Genomic DNA, 14,581 nt, shown 5'->3' with positions numbered 1-14,581 from the left:
CATAATTCTCTGACGGCCCGGCGTGGCCCGGGACAGGACTGCCTGCCAACCTCACGGGGAGCACGCATGGAGGACGCGCTGGCTGTCCGGCTCGGCGAGGAGCTGAGGAACAGGCGGAGGGCCGCGGGCCTGACCCAGTCCGGCCTGGCCGGGCGGATTCCCCACTATGACGCCGAGTCGACCCGCACAATCATTTCCAAGTGCGAGCGCGGCCGGATCGTGCCGTCTGAAACGATGCTCAAAGCCTTCGACCGGGAGCTGGCCGCCGGCGGGGCACTCGTCGCGCTGGTGCGCGCGGCCCGCTCGCCCAGCCCGCGCGGACAGGTCGCGGCTTTCACCGGCTCGGGGCCTGCGGGGGACGACGCCGAGGAGGTCGCCACGGATCGCAGGCAGTTCGCCGCGCTGTCGGCGCTCGCGATCGACACCGTCCGCCGCATGGACACTCTCGGCGCGTCCGTCACGCTCGGCGAGTTGAAGGACGACGTCGCCGACCTCGCGCTCCACTACGACACGACGCCCCACCCACAGCTGCTCGCATCGGCATCGCGCGCCTGGCGCCAGGTCGAGACGATGCTCGACCGGCGGCTCACCGTCACCGACAACCTGCGGACCACCCGGCTCGGCGGCCAGCTGACCTACTACCTCGGCCGGCTCGCGTTCGCCGCCGGCCAGTACCGCGACGCCCGCCGGTTCTGCGACCTCGCCGACCGGTATGCCAGCCAGGTCGCGGACGACATCCTCGTCGGCTCGCTCGCCGGTCTGCGGTCGAGCATCGCCTACTACACCCATCGCTGGGACGAGGCGGCCCAGGTCGCGGCCCGGGCCCGCCCGGGCGCCGCGCCGTATCTCGCCGCCCGGCTTGCCGCGTACGAGGCGCGCGGCCTGGCCAGGCTCGGCCGGTCCCAGGCCACCGTCGACGTGCTCGCCGACATGCGCGCCGCCGCGGGCACCTCCGTTGCGCCCCGGCCTGGCTCGTCGCCGTTCAGCCCAGGCAGCGCCGCCATGTTCGGCGCCGTCTGCGCGATCGAACTCGGCGACGGCGCGGCGGCCGAGCGGCACGCCCGCGACGCGCTGGCACTCGTCGACCCCGCGAACCACGAGGAGCAGGCCCATGCCCACCTGTGCCTGGCCCTCGCCTATCTGCTGCAGGCTCAGCCAGACCCCGGCCGGGCGGTCGCGGCCACCCGCGCCGCCGTCGACGTCCCGGCCGGCCACCTCACATCGACGATCATGTCCGGTGCGCGGCGGGTCTGGCGAGACCTACGGCCGTGGACCTCGGACCCGGACGTCCAGGCGCTCGGCGCACTGGTCACCCCGGCCCTCGCACTTCCCGGGAGCGGCGCATGACCCTGACCTTTGGAACACCCGACGTCGTCACGATCCCGACCGTCCTCACGCCACGGATGGTCCTGCGGGGCTGGCGTGGCGAGGACGTCGAACCGTACCTGGCCATGGCCGGCCACCCCGACATGTCGCGCTACACCGGCTCGCCCAGCACGACCCGCGCGGTGTGGGGGATGACGGCGTTCCAGATCGGGCACTGGGCGCTGAACGGCTTCGGGATGTGGATCGCCCGGGACAAGGAGAGCGGGGAGTTCCTGGGCCGGGCCGGGCTTTACGAGGAGTACGGCTGGCCGGACATCGAGGTCGCCTGGACGATCCGCCGGGACCGGTGGGGCCAGGGCTACGCGACCGAGGGCGGCGCCGCGGCCCTCGAGTTCGCCTTCACCCAGCTCGGACACCCCCGCGACCGGGTGATCAGCATCATTCACCCGGAGAACGCGGCCTCGATCCGCGTCGCCGAGAAGCTTGGCCTGACGCTCGCCGAAGGCCCCATCGACCGTGGCGGCGATCTCCGCAACATCTATGAGATCACCCGCGAGACCTGGGAGAAGCAGGCCAACCTGCCATAGACAGGCCTCTCGACCAAGGCGGGCTATTACAACGACCTGAGACACCGCCATACCGTCCGGCACAGATGGAGATCGTGGCTGCGCCACGATCTCCCAGGAATCCCACCCGTCGGCTACCGCGACCAGCGCCGGTAGCCGACCGCTGCGCACGCCGGGGCGAGGAGCGAGAAGCGGGCACGCCAGCGTGGAGCGCGGTCACCTGTACCAGGTCACTTCGCTCCCCGGGCAGCCCGACCGGCGTGGCTCCCAGCGGCGAGACCGGCTGCGGTCGCCTTGCTGAGCCGAAGTTCTAGACAGCGAGTCCGACAGCGGTCGTTAGGTACTGAGGAGCGGGAGGTGAGATGGCGTTGGCGACTGTTGGTGCTCGACGGCAGGCTCCGCTGAAGGTCGACCCGGAGACCGATGAGCTGATCTCGCAGGCGGCCCACTTCCTGGGCATCTCGAAGAAGGACTTCGTGGCCGAAGCGACCCGGGCCTACCTTGAGCTGCGCCGCGAGGAGGTCCGCCGTGGGATGGTCGAGTCGATGCGTGTGCTCGACGGTTCGCTCGGCGCGAGCGTCGCGGCCCTGACCGGGATGTCGCCTGAGCGGATCGCGGAGCTCGGCGGCGCGGGCGACTGGGACGAGTGACCCGTGCCCGTCCGTCCCACCCTGCGCTGTCTATGCGAGGACCACCAACTGCCGATGCCCTCGGCGCGCACCCCGCTCGACCAGGTCGGCCATCCCCTGCTCCGGAAGGCCGCCGAGCAGTTCGCCGACCCAGACAACCCCCACGAGCGCATCCGCGCGATCGACGACGTCCTCCTGTTCAAGGTCAAGATCAGCCGCTGGCGCGGAGCCGTGTTCGTCGACGAACGGCCGCAGAGGTCCGGAACTGGCTGGTCGCCGCCGGCCTGCGCGCCGGCCCGCGTCGTGGCGGGCGCAGCCGAGCTCGCTGCGCAAGATCGGCCTGGTATTGGAGCTGGCTCTGCGATCACTTAAAGATCTTGCTTAAACTCCTCCATTTGCTCTACCCTCTGGGAGGGAGGTCAAAGTGACGCATTCGGTCGAGGTGGACGATCAAACCTACCGCTCGCTTGCCCTGGCGGCACGGATGAGCGGGTGCACGGCAGGCGAGGTGGTGGCCCGTCTGGTAGCTGACACAGGCATGCCGACCTCGCCTGCGTCGTCAGCTACGGAGGGAAAGCAGCATTCGGAGGCGATGGGTGTGGTGGCGGTGTACGCCGACTACGAAGGGCGCCGCACGCAGGCTAGGTACGACCCGAAGACGTCCCGGATCGACATCACGTCCGGGCCGCTGGGGGGACAGAGCTTCAAGACGCCGACCGGCGCGGCTCGTGCCGTAGTCGGCCACTACAAGCCGAGCGTCAGCCCGCACCGCAACGGCTGGTTGTTCTGGGTTCTCGACGACGGGTCGGGAAAGTTCCTGCAGAGCATCCGAGGAACATCATGATCACGCTGGCAATGCCGGTCCGGTCCGCGCGACTGGTGTCTGGGCGTGACGGAACCCGACCGGCGTGTTCGTGGATGCTTCGCTACGGGACGCCCCGTAGGCCCCACCTTGCCGGCGAAGGCCAGGACGGGTTTCGGACTGCTGTTAACCCTATGGCGTCGGTCCGGTCGTTTCGTGGACCGCATCTTCGCTGGTAGAGCGAGTGCTCGCCTCGAGTGGTCGCGACCGGGACTCGTCATGCGAGGTGCGCATCGCGATGCGCATTTGCCGCTGTCCGACCCTTCCCGCCACGATGCACACATGCGTTCAGACAGCACAGCGCCCCCAGATCGGGGGAGGGAGTGGAGCGCGGGCACCGACCCACTGGTCACCCGTCGTGAGATCTCGGACTGGGCGGGCGTCAGCCGCGAGACGGTGACGATCTGGCAGGGTCGCCACGCAGATTTTCCCCGGCCCGTGGCCGACGGTGCGATGGAACGCTTCCGCCTCAGCGAGATGCTGGTCTGGCTCGCCGATCGCCCTGTGCCCAAAGCCCAGCGGCGAGCCGGCGAACCCGACGGCATTACCTACGCCGACCGGATGCGGCGCGCCACCCGGCTGTCGGCCAACGCTGGCCCGCGGCAGCAGGCGGACCACGCCGCGGCCGAGGAAACTCTCACGGAAATCTTCGGGCCGCTCGGACGCCGCATCCGCGGCGGAGGATCCGAGGCCGCCTATCTCCACTTTGTAGTTGGCCTGCTCTTCCTACGCCACAGAGATCCAGCGTCGTGGGCCGGGCTCCGCGACGACGTGCGTATCGCGACCGACGAGCAGAGCGACCCGCGACAACTGATGAGGCGACTGGGCCGTCGGGTCAACGTCGGCCGCCGGGCTCAGGGGTTGCCGTCGGCACCCGAGGCGACCGCCGATACCTTCAGCGCGCTCGGCGGACCGGCCGTGGAGGACGTCGGACAGCTCATCCGGCTGTGTGAGGACCTACCACCGGAAACATTCCGTGACCTGCTCGGTCGCTATGACCTGTGGGCTCGCCCGGATGGCCGCTCCTCGACCACCCCGCGTTCGCTGGTGGATCTGATGACCGCGCTGTTTGTCGAGCCGGACAGCAACGTCCACTTGCACGACCCCTACGGACGGGCGGGCGAGTTGCTGGTGGGAGCGCGTCTGGCGGGCGGGTCGGGCCCGCTGTCCGCCGCCGGCCCCGATCCGGACATGTGTCGACTCGCCGAGATGGGCGTCAACCTGCACGGTGGGCAGGTTCACCTGACGCTCGGTTCGGAGACACCTTGGCTCGGCGCGCCGGGCCCATTCGCCGACCTCATCCTGACCAACCCACCGTTCAACGCGAGCTCTGCGCGCCGTCCGGACGAGCGCTGGCTGTTCGGACCGCCGCCCCCTGGCAATGACAACTACGCCTGGCTACAACACGTGCTGGCGTCGCTCAAGCCGGGCGGCCTGGCTGCCATGCTCATGCCAAACCGCGCGGCTGCGTCCGATGATCCCCGGGAACAGTTCATCCGGCAGCGGATGATCGAGACCGGCGCTGTCGAGTTCGTCGTCGCACTGCCTCGACGGCTCTTTGCGACGACGCGAGTTGCGGTGATGCTGTGGGGTCTGCGAGCCCCGGGCACCGCCCGCGACGACGTGCTATTCGTCGAGGTGCGAGGGCCCGGTCCCATAGTCGATAACCAGCGGCGTCTCGCTGCCGCGGAGATCGACGCCGTCACTGCCTGTCTCCGGCTCTGGCAGACCCAGGCGGGAGGCACGGCCGATCTCGCCGAGGTGATGAGCAAGGTCGGGGCGGCCCGCGCCGTGCCAACAGCCCAGATCGCGCGACTTGGATACTCGCTTGATCCAGCTGAGTATCTGGCACCCGCCACCTCGCTCGACTGCTTGGTGCGGGTTCCCTCGTGCCCGGCCACGGCGTTGGCAGACCAGATGCATGCCGCCCACACGGCGGACGAGAAAGCGGCAGGCATAGTCCTGCGGAGCGGTGACACGGCGATCAGTGGAGACGCGGCGGCCGACGATCTTCCTGATGGATGGTCGCGTGCCGTGCTGGGAGATCTGTGCGCCATACAGGCCGGTCCGTCCAACCAGGTGATCAAGAAAATCCGGTCCAGCGCCGCCGATGGGATCCCGGTGGTGCTGCCCCGTGACCTGCAGGATCGGCGTATCCGAACGGATTCGCCACAGATGGTCGCCCGCGTCGACGCGACGGAGATGACGCGTTTCGCGCTGCGCGAGGACGACATCCTGTTTGTTCGGACCGGCACGGTCGGGCCCGTCGCCAGGGTACGCGCCGCCGAGGCGGATTGGCTGCTCGGCACCAACCTCATGCGCCTGCGCGCGCACGAGGGCGTGAACCCCGGGTATCTGCTGGCGCTGCTGTCCTCGAGGCCAGCCCAGGAGTGGATCACCAGGCGTGCGGAATCCGCGACCGCGATTCCCTCCATCAGCACCAAGACTCTCGGCTCACTTCCTGTGCTCTTGCCACCGCTCGCCGAGCAGCGGCGCATCGGCGCGGTCCTCTCCGACCTAGACGACCAGATCGCCGCCCACCGAGCCCTCGCCGACGCGGCCGAGGGGCTTCGGGCCGAGGTCGCCGACCAGCTTGTCGCCGGCCTGCTGATCACCGAAACCCTTTCGGAGGAACCCAGATGAGTGCCGCGCCGAACTCACCGGGAACCGTGCGCATCCTCCTCGTGATGATCGCCGTGCTGGTAGGCGTCATCGTCGCTCTGGTTGGCGGCATCCTGCAGATGGCGGATCACGCATCCGTCGTGACTGCGATCCAATGCGGTGGATGCGCCTTCGCCGCGACCGTGATGTTCCTCCTAACCGTTTTTCATTTCCTGGCCGCCTCGGGGGACGGCCAGGGTTGAGGCGGCGCTGGGGCCGATGACCGGATGTCCACCTCGGACAGCAGCGCCGCCGCGCCGCCTTCCCGACGAGTGTGGCCGGTCGCCGGCGATGCAGTCTCTCGACACTGTTCGGCGAGTTGACAGTAAGATCGTTGTGGGCGTCAGGTGGCGTGGAAACCCCGGTACGGCGCGGGTCGGGCGTCGAGGCGGCGATGGCGCGGGAGATGCCAGCCGCGCGGGCGGCGGGGTCGGCCATGACGCCGGCGCCGGCAGTCGCGGCGGTGGCGGCGAGGATGCCGGCGTTGAGCAGGTCTCGGCGGCGCGTGGGGATCGCCTCCTCGTCCTCGGCGGGCGGGGCGATTCCATCGTCACCCGCCGACCGGCCCGCCGTCGGCTCATTTCCAGGAACGGACCCGGCACGCGGCGGCCCGTCGGGCGGCCCGAGCAGGGTGGCCGCCGAAGGCCCGTTCGAGATGGCCATCTGCCCACGGCGGCCCCTGAATCACACACCGACGGTCACCGTCCAGGCGATTCCCCTGGACCGATACGTCCCGATGGTTGCGCTCTGTCATTCTCGGGCATTATCTTGCGTCTCGCCAATCAAGTCCGATACAGTCCAGCTGCTCGCTTCACTCCCTATGACCCATAGGAGCGAAATGCGAATCCTGTTTCCTGGACGGGCTTCACGGAAGTCGGAAAGAAACAAACGCCTTGCGTTCAGGCTGGCCTTCATGGCCTCGCTGACCGGCATTGTCGCGTCCAGTCTGGTGTCCACCACATCCGCGGCCCAGGCCGAGACCCCGGCATCCGCGCCGCGCGCATCCGGGTCTCCGCTTCCAGAAGGCCCGCCGCTTCCTATGGCAGACCCCGGGGCGGCCGGCCGACAGGCCATCGCGCCCATTTCGTCCTGCACGGCCGTGGCAAAGGACGGCGGGCAGATGTGCGTGGAGGTCGGCCCACCCGACAGCAAGGCACGTGACCAGGGCAGGGCCGGCCAGGTCACGCCCAGCTCCCTCATCCCTCCGGGCTGGTGCGCCGACCATCAGGACGGGAACTGGTGGGCGCTACGTTGGCAGGGCTGCAGGACGACCAGCGCGACGCTCGTCACCCGCAGGACCGTCGACGGCGCGACGGTGATAACCGGCGAGGTCAGCATCAGGGTGCTGGAGTTCGTCTACGGAGACCCCAACCAGACCGCGATGTTCTATCAGATCATGGTTGTTCCCTACGCCGGATGGGGTGACGCGCTCGCCGCCACCATCACGGGAACCGCCTCCACGGTGAGCGGCTGCACCCTCGCGGCGCAGAGTTTTCCATCCCAGCCGCTGTCACCTCTCAACGGGCAGTTCCGTATCGGCGAGTCCTCCCTCAACTCGACGGCCACGGCGGCTGGTGCCGTCGCGAACTGCACCGCGCGGTGGAACATGGTCGCTACTGTCGCCGGGTACCCACCGGCGAGCTCTCCGATCTACCAACAGAACCAGTTCCGCTGCGACAACGCCTTCGCGGGTCGTTCCGCCGGCTGCGTCATCCCCTGGGTGGCCGAGGAGATGGACTTCAACTCGACCACCACACCCGAGATCGCCTCGCACATCTTCCAGGCCCAGGTCTCGGGACTGCCCGGCGCGACGAACACGACCCCGCTTCACCGCTCGACTGACACGGCGAAGAACGACCGGGCCTATAACCGCGCGTGCTACCAGAGCCCGGCCGTCACGGATCGGAGCTGCGACGAGTATCCCTTCAAGTCGGCCAACGAGGGCCTGGGAGACGATCCGGACTGGCTGAACCATCGCCGGACCTTCGACTACTGCTGGTTCGGCCTTCCTCGCCAGACGGGCTCGATCGGCGCCAGCGTCTGCATGGTCCTGAACACCGAGCAGAACATCCAGGGCGGAACGATCAGCACATTCTACCAGGACTGGCGCGTGATGAACGGCGACCCGTTCTGGGTGCACGTCAACCTGTGACGTTCTACGGCGCCCACGGTTGAGAAGACGGTGCGCCCGCACGCCGAGCGGCTCGCGCTCAGCGTGCGGGCGCCCTCCACGTCCGGCAACGACCGTCACCACCCCGCTAAACTCCAACCATGTCAGATTTGCCAGAACTGTACGGCTCGTTGCTGGTACGCACAGACTTCTCGGACGACGCGGCCTGGGAAGCGGTGTGCGCGGCGAGCGTCATGCCGTCACCCGAGGGGTTCGACGCGCACCTGTTCTTCGTCAATGACCCCGAGTTGGCTGATCTGACGGTCGACCAGGTGGTGGCACTTCCAGGGGCCCAGCAGTACGGCGTTCTCTTCATCGTCGACCACATGACGATCAGCGATCCGGAAAATCCTGTCGTCGCGGTCGAGCCGCGCAGCGGGGCTGGGCGCCATTTCCGAGTGATACCGGCCGCGATGTGGAGCGTCGAGAACAACCTGTCGATAGGTAACCTGCAGTTCTCCGTGTTTGCCGACAGCGCCGATCCGGATGGGGTTTTCCGCGGTTTCGCCAGCGGAGGCTGACAGTCCACCGACATCACCAAAGCACGTGAATGTTTACGCTGACAGCACAGCGGGACCGCGCCGCGGCCCCGTTGCCGGCTCGCCGACGACGCCGAACAGACCCGACCACCCTACCGAGCCATCGAACATGACTTTCCCATGGCCGGCCGCGCCCCCCGCCCGCGGCGTACCCGTGACCGATGCCCTGGTAGCGGAACTGGCCGCGGAGGCGGAGGCCGGCTATGACGTGGCCGGCCGGCGCCGCCGTGGTGGCCGCCGCCCTCTCGGGTCGGCGCCGGGGGAGGTCGTGCCAGTCCGGCTCGATCCCGAACTGCGGGCGGCGCTCGCCGCCAGGGCGCAGGCCGACCACACCAACGCCAGCGACGTCATCCGCCAGGCGCTACGCGCCTACCTCGAAGTGGCCTGACCGCCGCGCTACCAGGAAGGGGCCCGCGGTGATGAGACTGGCGGCGTTCAACGGCAAGCTCCGCCGAAGGTCGAAACCATGACCGAGGACGCCACGCCGCAGCCACCGTTGACGTTCGTCCGTCTCCTCGGATACCGCGGACGCCAACGCCACGCCGCCGACCTCGCCTTCGCCGACATGGTCGCCGACACCGAACGCCTAGGCCTGTATGACGACGACCCCGACGCAACGCGGGCCGCGCTGAAGGCCGCCCGTAAGAAGACCCAAGGCTGACCCCAGGTGTTCAGCCACGCAGGGGAGGTGCGCTATGACCACAAGCAGTGCTGGCGGGCCAGTGCTCCCTCCGAGAAGGCCCCGACTGTCGGTCGACGAGTTGATCGAGGCCGTCGTCGCCAGGCCGATCCGGACCGCCGCGGACCTGGACGAAATGGCCGTGGACATCTTCGAGTCCGACGAGGAGCTCGACGAGTTCCTGGCGTACACCTACGCCGAACGCCGCCGGGACGTCGCGTAGGCCGCGATGCGCTCCATCGTCCTCGTCACCCTGTTCGCTGTTCGGTATTGACCGAACAGCGAACACCGGGGACGCTGGCCGCGTGGACACGGAAGTGCTCGTGGCCGATGCCCTCCTTCAGCTGAGAGTCGAGGCCCAGCCGCCTGCCAGCCGGCCCGATGGCCGGGTCGACCTGGTGGTCGACCCGGAGGGGGCCGCGGTCCCGGTCGAGCTCAAGCGCCGATCGCTGGTGTCCGAGGACATCGCGGCGCAGCTGTTGGCCGTCGACCGCGAGCCCGCCGGGGCTGGCGGCGCGGTCCTGTTGGTCGTCGGAGACCGGGTGACCGAGGCGGCCCGGAGAATGCTGATCGAGCGGCGAGCTGGCTACTACGACCTGCGCGGCCGGATCGCGCTGCGTTCGAGCAGCCTCGTGATCGACGCCGAGGTCACGCCGATCGGCGAACGCGGCGTGCGGACGCGGGCCCTGGGCGGTAAGGCTGGGCTTGAGGTCGCGATCGCTCTGCTCCTGCAACCGAAGGAGGGCGCGGCCGTCCGAGAGCTGGCGCGTAGCCTCGGCCGGTCGGCGAGCACGGTGTCGCAAGTGCTCGCGGCGCTGCGGCGCGACCAGCTCGTCGACTCGGCGAACGCGGTAGTAGATGCGCGGCTGTTCTGGCAGGTCGCCGAGCAGTGGCCGAGCACCCGCACCTTCCTCACCACATGTCCAGATCCGGACGACCAGAGCGGCGTTGCCAAGTCTCTGCGTCTTGGTCTCGCTGACCTGGCGGCCGAGACCGGCTGGGCGCTGACGGACACGACCGCCGCCGCGGCCTATGGCGCTCCGGTCGCGGCCCGCGCCGACCAGGCGCTTGACTTCTTCGTCCCAGACGAGGTGGTGCTTCGGCGCGCGACCACGCTCCTTGGCACCACCGCGACGCCGACCCGGGCCGCCGCCTCGGTACGGGCCGCGCCGGTGGCGGCCGTCTGCGCCCGCCGTTTCGACCTCCCAGGTGGCGGTTGGCGTTGGCCGCTCGCGCATCCGCTGTTCGTCGCACTCGACCTGGCGCAGGACGAGGGCCGCGGACGCGAGATCCTCGACGCCTGGAACCCTGACCCGAGGTGGACCCGTGCCTGGTAATCGTGTGATCTTCCTGGGCCGCGTGGCCCGGACGATGCGCGACGGAACACGGTCAGACCCACGCCACTGATTCCTTGCGGCCCGGGTGGCGAGTCACCCGAAGCCCCTTCCCGCCTGTCACGGCCCGGGTTGTCCAGCCCGCCGGGACGGGCCGCGGTCTGCTGGGGCCGACGGCCAGCCCGCCGGCTGCGCCTCACGCTCGACACGTGGGTGATGCATACTATTGGTAGCTATCATCGTCGAGTAGCTACCACCGGCGAGGGGAGGGATCATGGCGGAGACCGCGATCGCGAGGATCTTCACGCACGGCAGGAGTCAGGCCGTGCGGCTGCCCAAGGAGTTCCGGCTGCCCGGTGACCGGGTGCGCGTCCGTCACGTAGGAGACGGTGTGCTGCTGGAACCGATCGCCTCGGATGTCGATGCGTGGTTCGCCGAGTTGGATCGCTTTGCCGATGTACCGCTGTTCGAGGACGGCAGAAACCAGCCGCCCGCGCCCGTCGGCGAGGACCTCTTCGAGTGAACTACCTTCTCGGCACGAACGCCGTGGTCGCGCTGCTGCGGAACAAGCCGCTGGCGGTGCGGGAACGGTACCGGTCGGCCCAGGCGTCCGGCGATTATCTGGCGCTGTCGTCCGTGGTTCTGTTCGAGCTGTGGTACGGCGTGGCGAAGAGCAGCCAGGTGAAGGAGAACACCGACCGGCTTCGGGTACTGCTCTCCGGCAACATGGACCTGCTGGACTTCGATGACGAGGACGCCCGGACCGCCGGCCAGGTGCGCGCCGTCCTGGAGAAAGCCGGAAACTCGATCGGCGCCTACGACGTGCTGATCGCGGGCCAGGCCCTCCGGCGCGAGCTGACGGTCGTCACGGCCAACAGCTCCGAGTTCAGCAGGGTCCCCGGCCTGAGCTGCGAGGACTGGACGGCCTGACCGTACGAGGCGCGACGACGCCGCGGTTGAACAGACTCCAGACGCTCCACCTGCCAAGGCGACCGTCGCCGCAACGATCGTGGCGCTGGAGCGTCACAAGTGCGCCTACGCGTGGCGCCGGGTTTGGTCATCGGTACTGCCGTTTCTGTGCCTCGCGGATCGCGGCCCGGGTCTGGGCCGGTAGCTCGATGACTTCCAGTTCGATGCCGTAGTGGCGCAGTGCACCGGCATACCAACTCCTGCGGGTGAAGGCGTCCCGGGCCTGCTCGTCGGTGAAGCAGAGGATCTTGCGCCACTGGCCGCCCCGCTCGGCCTCCACGTACACGAGCTTCAGAGCGTCGGTGAGCACCTTGTTCCGCTGCGCGCCCTTGGGAGGGCCCTGATGTGCCCACACCTCCGCGATCACCCGCTCGTCCAGGTTCGCCGCGTCGATCTCCACCCAGCTGCCGTCGGCCAGTACGACGTGAGTCGGCGCCAGCGGCACCCCGACCTTGGCTGACAGCAGGGCCACCGCCTCGGTCTCCGCGTCCCGTTGGACCTTGCTGTCGCCGGCTGGTACCTCGGGCAGGATCTCCGTCACGCGGCTGCCTCCTCGCCGATCGTCGACGCGCGGATCGCGATCGTGACCTCGTTGCCCGCCGCCGGGTCGACCGCGCAGTGCAGCCCGAGGTCGACGATGCGGCCGTCACGGGCGTTCCACTCGCGGGCGCCGTCATCGTGGCCGAGGATCGAGCCGAGCGCGTCGATCGTCGCCTTCCACAGGTTCGGCCAGGCACGGCGGGGACCGACGACGAACGCGAGCTGCAATGCGACGCCGTCGCCCGGCAACGGGCTGGCGGAGGCGATCTGGTCGCGGATCTGTTCCTTGTAGGCGGTCGCGCTGGCCGACGCCGTCGTGGTCACCTCGAACGTGTGCGCCCCGCGCGGGTCGTCGGCCGGTACCGCGGGGCCTACCTCTACCGACGACGTCGCCGCGTGCTGTTTGGTCGCCCGCACGGAGGCGAAGGCCCGCCCTGTCCGCTCGGTCAGCTTCGGTATGAGCGGGAACAGGTAGTTGTCGAGATCGTTCAGCGCGTACAGCGGCACGGTGTCCGCCAGCCCGACCTCAAGCCGCAAGGCGAGCGGACCGGGCGTCGCCCGGGCCTGCCCGGCGACGGCCATACACACGTCGTCGATGAAGGCAGCCGACCGCGCCTGGCCAGGCGACCCGGCCCTGTCCCAGCTCGCGAGCGCGGGCTCGACACCCAGCATGCGGCCGCCGACCTGGGGTCGAGCGTAGAAGACAGGCGTCACCACGTGCGGACCGTACCGCCCGCCACGGACAATTCGACGCCGTCATGGATGTGCCGGTGCTATCGGATCAGCTAACCATCCTGGGGCGGCCAGCCGCCGATCCGCCAGCGGCGATTGTCCCGTGGCCGCGACCAGTCCCCCTGGTCACGGTTTCTCGGGGCAAGATCTCTGGGCCATGTCAGGCACCAGCTGCCGTCGATGGTGAGGCACTGGCCGGTGATGAAGTGACTATCTGCGACTGCGACGGCGGTTGGGTCTGTGGCCCTGGCCTGCGAGAGGTTGAGATCGGGTCGGGCTGATCAGCCTCTCCGCTGACAGGTCAAGGTCGGCCTGGGTGAGTACTGGACGCCCGAGTCGGGTCGACAGCCAACGGCGCTGGTAGTCGCTCAGATCATTGATGAAGATGACGGCGTCGATGTTCTTGCTCGAACAGGTCGTCGCGATCTCTTCGAGTTTTCCCGGACCGATGAGGAAACGCCGGGACAGTGGGGCGGTCATCAGCCGTACCCCGCCATCGGAGACGCCCCTGCACTGGACGAACCGCTCCAGCACATGTCCGCCCAGCGCCGTCACCCGTGCGTCGAGGATGTCGAGTCGGACCTGGTAGTCGCGGTCCTTCGCCGAGAACAGCCCCACCAGGACCCCGGAACCGATGGAGGTCACCAGGACAGCATCCTGGGTCAGCCGCTTCGCGTCGCGGGACATCCGGTCGGTCGGAAGCTGCCAGCCCAGAGTGTGCGAGCCACGCGCAGGCGGTTTCTTCGCGCCCACCCCTGATGGAGATGCACCCCGCGCCGCACACGCCGGACACGGCCAGAACCCGACGGCCCGCCGCGCAGCCGCCCACGGCCGACGGCCTGATCGTTGCGCCGTTGCCGGAGGCGTCTTGTCGGGTTTGGTTCGATACTCGGGTGAACGTGTACGACGTGGCCGCCCGGCTGCCCGACATCCCGCCCCTGCGAGACCATTGCCGCGCGCTGGCAATGCTTGACGCGATCGTGTGCCCGGAGTGGCAGTTCCGCTACTACTCCTTCGACGCGACCTGGTCACCCGGCGAGGACATGGCCTCAATGCGCGACGGCAGCGGGGACGCCTACTCGATCGTCTTCGGCCCGGCCGGGGCGTTCATCCGCGGCTTCGCCCACGAGTCACCCATGAGCCCGGCCCGCACCGGCGATCTGTGGCCCGGGCTGGTCGACGCCGTCCCAGACGCCTTTCACGCCCATGTCACCGAGCCCGCCTTCAGCTACAACGGCCGACTGGAGGCCACCTTCGTACTCTGGCGCCAGCCCCACGACAAGCGCTGGCAGACCGGCACGATCGATCTCCCGCCCCACGGAGGCCACGGCACGAGTCCTGACGGCGCGGAACTGCTGGTCCCGCTCTGCGACCCCAGCCCGAACACCTACCTCGACTTCGCCACCGACTACCACGAGGTCACCCTCGACACCGCCGCCGTAAGGCACATCTGGGCGCTTCGTCCGCTCGACGACGCGACCGTCACCGCGCTGAACCCGGATCTCACTCTCGCCGACATCCGGTCAGATGCCGAGCAGATCGGATACCCGGTTACTCACTGACTCCAGTCGTCG

19 protein-coding genes are annotated in these 14,581 nt (G+C 69.0%); 16 read left to right on the top strand and 3 right to left on the bottom strand.

Features of this window, described 5'->3' with window-relative positions; genetic code table 11:
• The first annotated feature begins 66 nt into the window (after positions 1 to 66).
• The 15 genes from I6A81_RS07640 (at position 67) to I6A81_RS07570 (ending at position 11,696) form a co-directional block, all read left to right on the top strand.
• Complete coding sequence (locus I6A81_RS07640; protein ID WP_202999577.1) at positions 67 to 1,347, top strand: helix-turn-helix domain-containing protein; 1,281 nt, start codon at positions 67 to 69, stop codon at positions 1,345 to 1,347.
• Complete coding sequence (locus tag I6A81_RS07635) at positions 1,344 to 1,913, top strand: GNAT family N-acetyltransferase (RefSeq protein ID WP_202999578.1); 570 nt, start codon at positions 1,344 to 1,346, stop codon at positions 1,911 to 1,913. The genes I6A81_RS07640 and I6A81_RS07635 overlap by 4 nt, the downstream gene beginning before the upstream one ends.
• Positions 1,914 to 2,254: 341 nt before the next feature.
• A complete protein-coding gene (locus I6A81_RS07630; protein ID WP_238428195.1) occupies positions 2,255 to 2,542 on the top strand; it encodes a hypothetical protein in 288 nt (95 codons plus the stop codon).
• Positions 2,543 to 2,545: 3 nt separating this feature from the next.
• Complete coding sequence (locus I6A81_RS07625) at positions 2,546 to 2,893, top strand: hypothetical protein (RefSeq protein WP_238441461.1); 348 nt, start codon at positions 2,546 to 2,548, stop codon at positions 2,891 to 2,893.
• A gap of 52 nt (positions 2,894 to 2,945) precedes the next feature.
• Positions 2,946 to 3,365: a hypothetical protein gene (locus tag I6A81_RS07620; protein ID WP_202999581.1), complete on the top strand. Its 420-nt coding sequence runs from the start codon at positions 2,946 to 2,948 to the stop codon at positions 3,363 to 3,365.
• Positions 3,366 to 3,665: 300 nt separating this feature from the next.
• A complete protein-coding gene (locus I6A81_RS07615; protein ID WP_202999582.1) occupies positions 3,666 to 6,026 on the top strand; it encodes a type I restriction-modification system subunit M/S in 2,361 nt (786 codons plus the stop codon).
• The gene (locus I6A81_RS07610; RefSeq protein ID WP_202999583.1) at positions 6,023 to 6,247 is read left to right on the top strand and encodes a hypothetical protein; all 225 of its coding nucleotides are present in this window, start codon (positions 6,023 to 6,025) and stop codon (positions 6,245 to 6,247) included. Before I6A81_RS07615 ends, I6A81_RS07610 begins: the two co-directional genes overlap by 4 nt.
• Before the next feature lie 917 nt (positions 6,248 to 7,164).
• The gene (locus I6A81_RS07605) at positions 7,165 to 8,196 is read left to right on the top strand and encodes a NucA/NucB deoxyribonuclease domain-containing protein (RefSeq protein ID WP_202999584.1); all 1,032 of its coding nucleotides are present in this window, start codon (positions 7,165 to 7,167) and stop codon (positions 8,194 to 8,196) included.
• Between the two features lie 119 nt (positions 8,197 to 8,315).
• Positions 8,316 to 8,735, top strand: a complete 420-nt coding sequence (locus I6A81_RS07600; protein WP_202999585.1) for a DUF6924 domain-containing protein — start codon at positions 8,316 to 8,318, stop codon at positions 8,733 to 8,735.
• Between the two features lie 127 nt (positions 8,736 to 8,862).
• Positions 8,863 to 9,141, top strand: a complete 279-nt coding sequence (locus I6A81_RS07595) for a ribbon-helix-helix protein, CopG family (protein WP_202999586.1) — start codon at positions 8,863 to 8,865, stop codon at positions 9,139 to 9,141.
• Between the two features lie 78 nt (positions 9,142 to 9,219).
• Positions 9,220 to 9,414, top strand: coding sequence for a hypothetical protein (locus tag I6A81_RS07590; RefSeq protein ID WP_202999587.1), 195 nt, complete (start codon positions 9,220 to 9,222; stop codon positions 9,412 to 9,414).
• Positions 9,415 to 9,448: 34 nt separating this feature from the next.
• Complete coding sequence (locus I6A81_RS07585) at positions 9,449 to 9,655, top strand: hypothetical protein (RefSeq protein WP_202999589.1); 207 nt, start codon at positions 9,449 to 9,451, stop codon at positions 9,653 to 9,655.
• A gap of 82 nt (positions 9,656 to 9,737) precedes the next feature.
• Positions 9,738 to 10,769 (top strand): helix-turn-helix domain-containing protein, encoded by a 1,032-nt coding sequence (locus I6A81_RS07580; RefSeq protein WP_202999591.1) that lies wholly within the window; start codon positions 9,738 to 9,740, stop codon positions 10,767 to 10,769.
• A 271-nt stretch (positions 10,770 to 11,040) separates the two neighbouring features.
• Positions 11,041 to 11,289, top strand: a complete 249-nt coding sequence (locus I6A81_RS07575; RefSeq protein WP_202999593.1) for an antitoxin — start codon at positions 11,041 to 11,043, stop codon at positions 11,287 to 11,289.
• Entirely contained in the window at positions 11,286 to 11,696 is a 411-nt protein-coding gene (locus I6A81_RS07570; RefSeq protein ID WP_202999595.1) for a type II toxin-antitoxin system VapC family toxin, read from the top strand. Before I6A81_RS07575 ends, I6A81_RS07570 begins: the two co-directional genes overlap by 4 nt.
• A gap of 127 nt (positions 11,697 to 11,823) precedes the next feature.
• Here I6A81_RS07570 and I6A81_RS07565 read toward each other — a convergent pair whose 3' ends face one another.
• The 3 genes from I6A81_RS07565 to I6A81_RS07555 form a co-directional block, all read right to left on the bottom strand.
• Positions 11,824 to 12,276 (bottom strand): hypothetical protein, encoded by a 453-nt coding sequence (locus tag I6A81_RS07565; protein WP_202999597.1) that lies wholly within the window; start codon positions 12,274 to 12,276, stop codon positions 11,824 to 11,826.
• Positions 12,273 to 12,992 (bottom strand): hypothetical protein, encoded by a 720-nt coding sequence (locus I6A81_RS07560; RefSeq protein ID WP_202999599.1) that lies wholly within the window; start codon positions 12,990 to 12,992, stop codon positions 12,273 to 12,275. The genes I6A81_RS07565 and I6A81_RS07560 overlap by 4 nt, the downstream gene beginning before the upstream one ends.
• 225 nt (positions 12,993 to 13,217) lie before the next feature.
• Positions 13,218 to 13,694: an HflX-like GTP-binding protein gene (locus I6A81_RS07555; protein ID WP_202999601.1), complete on the bottom strand. Its 477-nt coding sequence runs from the start codon at positions 13,692 to 13,694 to the stop codon at positions 13,218 to 13,220.
• Positions 13,695 to 13,900: 206 nt separating this feature from the next.
• On the opposite strand from I6A81_RS07555, the gene I6A81_RS07550 reads away from it, so the two are divergent.
• Positions 13,901 to 14,569: a hypothetical protein gene (locus I6A81_RS07550; protein WP_202999603.1), complete on the top strand. Its 669-nt coding sequence runs from the start codon at positions 13,901 to 13,903 to the stop codon at positions 14,567 to 14,569.
• The last annotated feature ends 12 nt before the right edge of the window (positions 14,570 to 14,581 follow it).

It is taken from the genome of Frankia nepalensis, assembly GCF_016786325.1.
In the GTDB taxonomy this organism is placed as follows: Bacteria; Actinomycetota; Actinomycetes; order Frankiales; family Frankiaceae; genus Pseudofrankia; species Pseudofrankia nepalensis.
The sequence above is the reverse complement of the archived record's forward strand: the minus strand, read 5'-3'. Positions and strand labels throughout refer to the sequence as shown.

Coding starts and splice junctions, on each gene's coding strand:
- I6A81_RS07555 (WP_202999601.1), bottom strand. CDS start 13,694: ATGTCCCGCGACGCGAAGCGGCTGACCCAGGATGCTGTCCTGGTGACC.
- I6A81_RS07635 (WP_202999578.1), top strand. CDS start 1,344: ATGACCCTGACCTTTGGAACACCCGACGTCGTCACGATCCCGACCGTC.
- I6A81_RS07600 (WP_202999585.1), top strand. CDS start 8,316: ATGTCAGATTTGCCAGAACTGTACGGCTCGTTGCTGGTACGCACAGAC.
- I6A81_RS07595 (WP_202999586.1), top strand. CDS start 8,863: ATGACTTTCCCATGGCCGGCCGCGCCCCCCGCCCGCGGCGTACCCGTG.
- I6A81_RS07585 (WP_202999589.1), top strand. CDS start 9,449: ATGACCACAAGCAGTGCTGGCGGGCCAGTGCTCCCTCCGAGAAGGCCC.
- I6A81_RS07590 (WP_202999587.1), top strand. CDS start 9,220: ATGACCGAGGACGCCACGCCGCAGCCACCGTTGACGTTCGTCCGTCTC.
- I6A81_RS07605 (WP_202999584.1), top strand. CDS start 7,165: ATGTGCGTGGAGGTCGGCCCACCCGACAGCAAGGCACGTGACCAGGGC.
- I6A81_RS07615 (WP_202999582.1), top strand. CDS start 3,666: ATGCGTTCAGACAGCACAGCGCCCCCAGATCGGGGGAGGGAGTGGAGC.
- I6A81_RS07640 (WP_202999577.1), top strand. CDS start 67: ATGGAGGACGCGCTGGCTGTCCGGCTCGGCGAGGAGCTGAGGAACAGG.
- I6A81_RS07610 (WP_202999583.1), top strand. CDS start 6,023: ATGAGTGCCGCGCCGAACTCACCGGGAACCGTGCGCATCCTCCTCGTG.
- I6A81_RS07575 (WP_202999593.1), top strand. CDS start 11,041: ATGGCGGAGACCGCGATCGCGAGGATCTTCACGCACGGCAGGAGTCAG.
- I6A81_RS07630 (WP_238428195.1), top strand. CDS start 2,255: ATGGCGTTGGCGACTGTTGGTGCTCGACGGCAGGCTCCGCTGAAGGTC.